Below are 5675 nucleotides of genomic sequence, written 5' to 3'. Positions count from 1 at the left end.
GATTTCTCATTCTTTGATCGTTTCGAGCAGTTGCTCTACGATCGCATCGGCGTGCCGCCGCGAAGTCTTTCGGCCGATATCGAACAGATTCGACAGAGCACCTTCGATCGGATCAACAGCACGATATTTGAGATGAATCGGCTTGTGGTCGACAGAAATCCGATGGTAGGCCTTTGCTGGCGCAACATCTCGGATGCGGTGGAGGCGAAAGTCAAAGATCTTCCCGAGCCTCAGCGGCAGAAGCAAACCGAAGACCTGATCAAGCAGATTTACTATGTTTATATCGTTCTCGATCAGTATGCGCAGCTCGATGACCTGCGTAACCGCGGATACATGTCGGCTGACGACGCAAAAATGATCCAGTGGAGACGTTCAATGTTGCCCAACCTGATGGGGTCCGAGGTCGGCAAGTGGATGTTGGAAAATAACCTGACGGAGTACTACTCCGAACAGATGAACAAGGATTTGCACGAGGCCCTGGCGAGTATTCAGCAATCGAGCGAAAAGCCGGCGAATAACGGCGCCGCCACCGGCAGCGATCACTGACTTCCAGATGGCGCCCGATGCCTAACGAAAGCAATGCGTGAGTTTGTTCAACGCCTGCGCATCGAATCTGCGGGAATGTGAATGAAGCCCGCGAGTGGGCTGTCCATCACTGGGTGATTTCCGATAATGCCTTCCGCATCGGATCGGACGGAAGTCGGATCAAACCCGAGAGTGGGTTGTCCAATTCCTCAATCATGACGATCCCACCGGCGACTGCCAGGGAACAGAGCAATAACGCAAGAATTGTTGTGGTATTTGTCGGCGCGAACAACCCAAAACTGGCAAAAACGATGGTCAGCCAAAAGATCAGCAAAACCAGGAATGGGACGGGAATGCTGTGGCCCAGGCGTTGTTCCAACGACCATCGCGTTTGAATCAACGTGCTCGATAGGGTTAGGCACAGTGTGCGCAGGTATTTTTGGCGTTCGTCCTTTGGGGTCAGGGTGAGAAGCGTGTCCTGCACGCTCTCGAGCATTCGGACGGCTGTTTCAGATGATGGAACAGGTTGACCTTTTTCCGGAAAAAGCTGCTGGGTCTTTATGGTTGCCCACGCGCGCAGCTTCGCGCGCGCATCCTCGGCTTCTGTTCCATAGCGCCGCAGGTTGCGCTCGGTCCGGATCACTTGCAGAGATAACTCCCTTACTTCATCCGATCGCCTGGTAAAGGAACTGTTGGCCGCTGTGATCATTAAACCGAGGACTAGGGCTGATAAAGTGCCGATGACGGCGACCGACACAGTGACCGCGGATTCTGTCTCACGGCTGAGATGATGGCTAGGGAGGCGGCGGCGGACAAACAAACCAATAAGAGCGCCACCGAAGACCGCTCCGAACGAGATTAAGCCGATAACGAAATTGAACATTTCAATGCTCTATTTCAATCAACGCTTTGCGCATCGACTCCGATGGAATACGAATAAAACCAGTGAGGGGATTGTCCAACTCCTCTATGAGGACCATCCCACCGGCAACCGCTACCGAACACAGTAATAGCGCGACCATTGCGGTCGGATTTGCCGGCGCGAACAGACCGAAGCTGGCAAACACAATCGAGAGCCAAAAGATCAGCAAAACCAAAAAAGGAATCGGAGTGCTGTGTCCGGTGCGCTGCTCCAGCCCCCATCGGGTCTGGATTAGGTTACTCGACAGAGTAAGACAAAGCGTGCGCAAGTACTTTTGCCGTTCATCTTGTGGTGTCAGAACGAGCAGTCCATCCTGCACGCTCTCGAGCGTTTCGATACCTTTCTCTGGTGATGGAGGCGGATGATTCTTGTGCGGGAAAAGCTGCTCGTTCTTAATAGTTGCCCAGGCCCGCAGCTTCGCGCGAACGTCATCGCCCTCTGATCCATAGCGCCGCATGTTGCGGTCGATCCGGATCACCTGCAAAGACAACTCCCTGATTCCGTCCGCCCGGGCTGCAAAGGAACTGTTGGCTGCTGAAATCATCAAGCCGAGGACGAGAGCTGATAAAGTGCCGATGACGGCGACCGACACTGTGACCGCGGATTGGGTCTCGCTGCTAAGATGATGGCCGGGAAGACGGCGGGCGGCAAACCTGCCAATAAGAACGCCGCCGAAAATCGAGGCGAACGAGATTAAACCAATAATGAGATGGCTCATTTAACGAACGGTGAGTCGTTACCCTGACCGCGGGGATTCCATACTGCCAGAGTAGAAGATGAGTCCTCCTTGGCTATGGGACTTTAGGCCTACGTGAATCTCTAGAAGAAGGTTGAGAGTTGAGAGACCCCATAAGAATCACTCTGGATCCGGACAGTTTTTCAGTCCTCAACTGTCGCGTCTGAACATTAACATTTCCGGCCATGCGGAATTCCGAGCGGCTAGCCTTACGGAATTTCTTCGAACTCACCGCGCTCGCGGTTTTTCCGGACGCGGTTCCAGGGAAAGCATTGACCGTGTATGGCAATGTAAACTCCAGGCGGCAGCACCTGCACGAACGAGAGCGCGCTGCCAAGATTGAAGAGACCGTCGGAGCTGCCAAAGGCGTAGGGGATCATCGCTCCGGTAAGCACCACAGTTTTTTGCGGGACGGCCCGGGCGATCGCGGCGGCGGTGTCCGTCATCGTGTCGGTTCCATGGGTGATGACGATGCGATTCTCCTCGGACTGAAGGCAGTTTTGCACGATGAGTGCGCGATCGGTGTCGGTTATCTCGAGGCTGTCGACCATCATCACGGTGCGGATGGTCACCTCGATCTGCGATCTTCCCAGCCGGAGCATCTCCGCGATGTGGGTATCCTTGAAGTAGAGCTGGCCGGTGCGTTCGTTGTATTCTTTGTCGAAGGTGCCGCCGGTGATGAGGATTCGAATAGACATGGGGGTCGATAATGAGAAACCCTGGAAAACGGGTCGACTCTAGCGTTTTCACGGGCGGATGGCAATTGTCGCAGTCGTCGAGAAACAGAGAGGGAGTATGGACAAAGGGGTCGTATCTAAACATTCAACATTCTAAGAATGTTGAATGTTTAGGGTTGAGACGTTGAGCTGTCACGAGCTTATGCAGTCGTGGATGCGCCGTCGTCTCCACCGCAGAGCGATCTCAGAACTCGAAGATTATGGCGACGCTGGCGTTGTGTTCGCGCAGACAAGCTTCGTGGTGGCCGGTGTAGCCTGCGGCTACGGCGGGGGATATGAGTGCTCTTCCGGCACTGTCAAAATCAACGCAGCCCAAATCAATGTACTGATATTGACCGCGCAAATGCCAGTGATTGGTCAATTTATATTCCAAACCGCCGCCAACCATCCAGCCCACTCGAGTGTCACTCGTGTCGCCGCCTTCTTGAAAGAACGGGGCGCCTCGAAAGAACTGGTGGATTTCCTGATGAAAGTCGATGTCGCCGATAGCAACTCCACCTGTCACATAGGGCAACCAGCGGCAAAAGGCATAGCCGATTCGGGGCGCGAACGTCGCCAAATAATGGGTCTTCCAGGAGGTCGACACATTGTAAATGTCACCTGTCGTCGGAACGGTGAAAGTTCCGGTGTTATCCGAATTCCGCAGCCAAAGGTAACCGCCGTCCGCTTCCAGACCGAAAACCCAGTTATTCCATTGATAGTTGTAACCAATCAGGCCGCCCGCCTCGGCGCCGCTCGCGTCCAAATCGTTCGGTACACGTGGCTCGATAAAATCTTTGTCAAAAGGATCCGACGGGCTGGGCCCATTCCAGTTGCCGGACAAATCGAGATTGATATCCGTGGCAGCGAATTTGTATCCGCCAAAAGCGCCGACGTAGAACCCGGTCCAGGTCGGACAAGCCGGCGGCGCCGGTGCTACCTGTTTCATTTCTTTTCCCGAAGGCAACGGTTCGGGGCCCGCGTAGGCCAGCGCGGCGAACAAGGCCACGATCGACAAGGTTAAGGCGATTCGGTTCTGCATGACCCGGTTTTATCTTCTGGGCGGAATCAGGTCAACGCTGGAAAGCTAGGAGCGGGGAGCCGGGAGGAAGCGCAAAGCGGAAAGCGGAAGGCGAAAGGAGAAGTAGAAAGTGGAAGAGGTCGGAAGTTAGGGGCAGAGTAGCTTCTCTTTATGATCTACCACTGCATTCGTTATACGATCGATTCACAAAAGCTGGCTGACTTCGAAACTTACGCGCGCCGATGGATGGATGGCGGGATCATTCGGCGCTGTGGTGGCGAGCCGTTAGGCTATTTTCTTCCGAAGAAGGGTTACGGCGGCGCGGATAATATCGCCATGACGCTGATCGGATTCGAAAGCCTGGCGGCTTATGAGGAGTACCGAAAGAAGTTGGTGGCAGATCCGGAAGCGAAAGAGAACGTCGAGTTTGCCAAACGCTCCGGCTGCATCTTGATCGAAGATCGTTCCTATTTTTATCGCGTGGGCGGCGACGAAGCTGAAAGCTGAAAACTGAAACGCGGAAAGCGGAAAGCGGAAAGCGGAAAGCGGAAAGCGAAGACCTGTCCCTGTCCTTGTTTATTCCCGCTATAGATCGACAATCGAGGAGGATGAAGACGTTTCTCGTGTTGCTCTCCGCTATACTTTTGTTCGCCGGGCCTTTTCTCTACGCCGGATCGACGCGCGTAGAGGTGGGAGATGTCAACGTGACCGGCTCTCAGCTCAAGCCGTACACGAATCTCTGGAAGTTCACCCAGCAAAAGCCCGGTGGGGCGGCCGAAGAAGCGGGGACCTGGAGCGATTCGCTGGAGAGTACTGTTTACGGGGGCCAACCGGCAATGAAGCGGACGCAGATTGCGAATTACGAGAAGAAGGGAATCAAGTTGACCTTTGTGAGCGTCTTCGATCCGAAGACGATGAAACCGTTTTCCTTCGATTACTCGCGCAGTGATAATGGGAATGTCCGCCATGTCGAGTTTGGGGCAGACACGGTGATGTATCGTCACACTGACTCAACCGGCGCGAAACCTGAGGAAGTCAGGGTGAAACTTGATCGCAATGTGTTCGATTTCTATGGCGGCATGTACGGAGTTTTGATTTCGGTACTGCCGTTGACAGACGGTTATGCATCCGAAATCCCGACGCTTGATACAAATAAGATGGCGATTGATTGGGTGCCCGTTCGAGTTAAAGGACGGGAGACTGTGCCTGCCGGGGCCGGAAAGAAAACCGAAACCTGGGTGGTTGAAACGCCCACGAAACTTTACGGCCGAATGACATGGTGGGTAACGAAACAGCCTCCTTATGTAATCAAGGCGGTCCTGGAGGTTCCAAAAGGCGAAGACGGCTCGAGTGAGATCGCAGCGATCATTACTTACACGATGGTGTAGGTCGGCCCATAGAAGTCACAAGTCACACCGAGGCGATTGTCACCGCACCTTGTTGTTGATTCCTTGATCATTGTGAGAGCTGAGAAGAGAAAGCAGAAAAGCTGACAGCGGAAAGCTGAAATTGAAAACTGGCGTGCTGCTCGCGATTATCAGTCAATCATTAACAGTCATTGGGGTGACTCGCGGGGCTGAGTGAAGCGTCTGATCAGGCGATTGTCACGGCTTCTGCATCGAGATGACACAATCCGCGCCAACTTCTCGCTACGCGTGAGACATTCACGTCCGTCGGCGCGTACCATTTCCACGTAATTCTTCGTGTAACCTGCGACCGAATAGCAGGACGAGCAGGCCACCGGCGGCGGCGATG

At 54.1% G+C, this 5675-nt stretch carries 7 protein-coding genes; 3 read left to right on the top strand and 4 right to left on the bottom strand.

Annotated features, from left to right (window positions below):
• Positions 1–546, top strand: a 546-nt coding sequence (locus tag VGK48_05755) for a hypothetical protein (protein HEY2380671.1), incomplete at its 5' end; no start/stop codon positions are given.
• Between the two features lie 106 nt (positions 547–652).
• On the opposite strand, the gene VGK48_05750 is transcribed toward VGK48_05755, so the two are convergent.
• The 4 genes from VGK48_05750 to VGK48_05735 form a co-directional block, all read right to left on the bottom strand.
• A complete protein-coding gene (locus VGK48_05750; protein ID HEY2380670.1) occupies positions 653–1408 on the bottom strand; it encodes a hypothetical protein in 756 nt (251 codons plus the stop codon).
• A gap of 1 nt (position 1409) precedes the next feature.
• Complete coding sequence (locus VGK48_05745) at positions 1410–2165, bottom strand: hypothetical protein (GenBank protein HEY2380669.1); 756 nt, start codon at positions 2163–2165, stop codon at positions 1410–1412.
• A 227-nt stretch (positions 2166–2392) separates the two neighbouring features.
• The gene (locus VGK48_05740) at positions 2393–2881 is read right to left on the bottom strand and encodes an asparaginase domain-containing protein (protein ID HEY2380668.1); all 489 of its coding nucleotides are present in this window, start codon (positions 2879–2881) and stop codon (positions 2393–2395) included.
• A gap of 223 nt (positions 2882–3104) precedes the next feature.
• Entirely contained in the window at positions 3105–3902 is a 798-nt protein-coding gene (locus VGK48_05735; GenBank protein ID HEY2380667.1) for an outer membrane beta-barrel protein, read from the bottom strand.
• 189 nt (positions 3903–4091) lie between these two features.
• Between VGK48_05735 and VGK48_05730 the strand changes: the two genes are divergently transcribed.
• Both VGK48_05730 and VGK48_05725 read left to right on the top strand, forming a co-directional pair.
• Positions 4092–4427, top strand: coding sequence for an NIPSNAP family protein (locus VGK48_05730; GenBank protein HEY2380666.1), 336 nt, complete (start codon positions 4092–4094; stop codon positions 4425–4427).
• Between the two features lie 101 nt (positions 4428–4528).
• Positions 4529–5308 (top strand): DUF3108 domain-containing protein, encoded by a 780-nt coding sequence (locus VGK48_05725; protein ID HEY2380665.1) that lies wholly within the window; start codon positions 4529–4531, stop codon positions 5306–5308.
• Positions 5309–5675 lie beyond the last annotated feature (367 nt).

The organism is Terriglobia bacterium (genome assembly GCA_036496425.1).
Lineage (GTDB): Bacteria > Acidobacteriota > Terriglobia > 20CM-2-55-15 > 20CM-2-55-15 > 20CM-2-55-15.
Note: the sequence above shows the minus strand (reverse complement) of the source record. Positions and strands in the feature narration are given on the sequence as shown.

Coding starts and splice junctions, on each gene's coding strand:
- VGK48_05730 (HEY2380666.1), top strand. CDS start 4,092: ATGATCTACCACTGCATTCGTTATACGATCGATTCACAAAAGCTGGCT.
- VGK48_05725 (HEY2380665.1), top strand. CDS start 4,529: ATGAAGACGTTTCTCGTGTTGCTCTCCGCTATACTTTTGTTCGCCGGG.
- VGK48_05750 (HEY2380670.1), bottom strand. CDS start 1,408: ATGTTCAATTTCGTTATCGGCTTAATCTCGTTCGGAGCGGTCTTCGGT.
- VGK48_05745 (HEY2380669.1), bottom strand. CDS start 2,165: ATGAGCCATCTCATTATTGGTTTAATCTCGTTCGCCTCGATTTTCGGC.
- VGK48_05740 (HEY2380668.1), bottom strand. CDS start 2,881: ATGTCTATTCGAATCCTCATCACCGGCGGCACCTTCGACAAAGAATAC.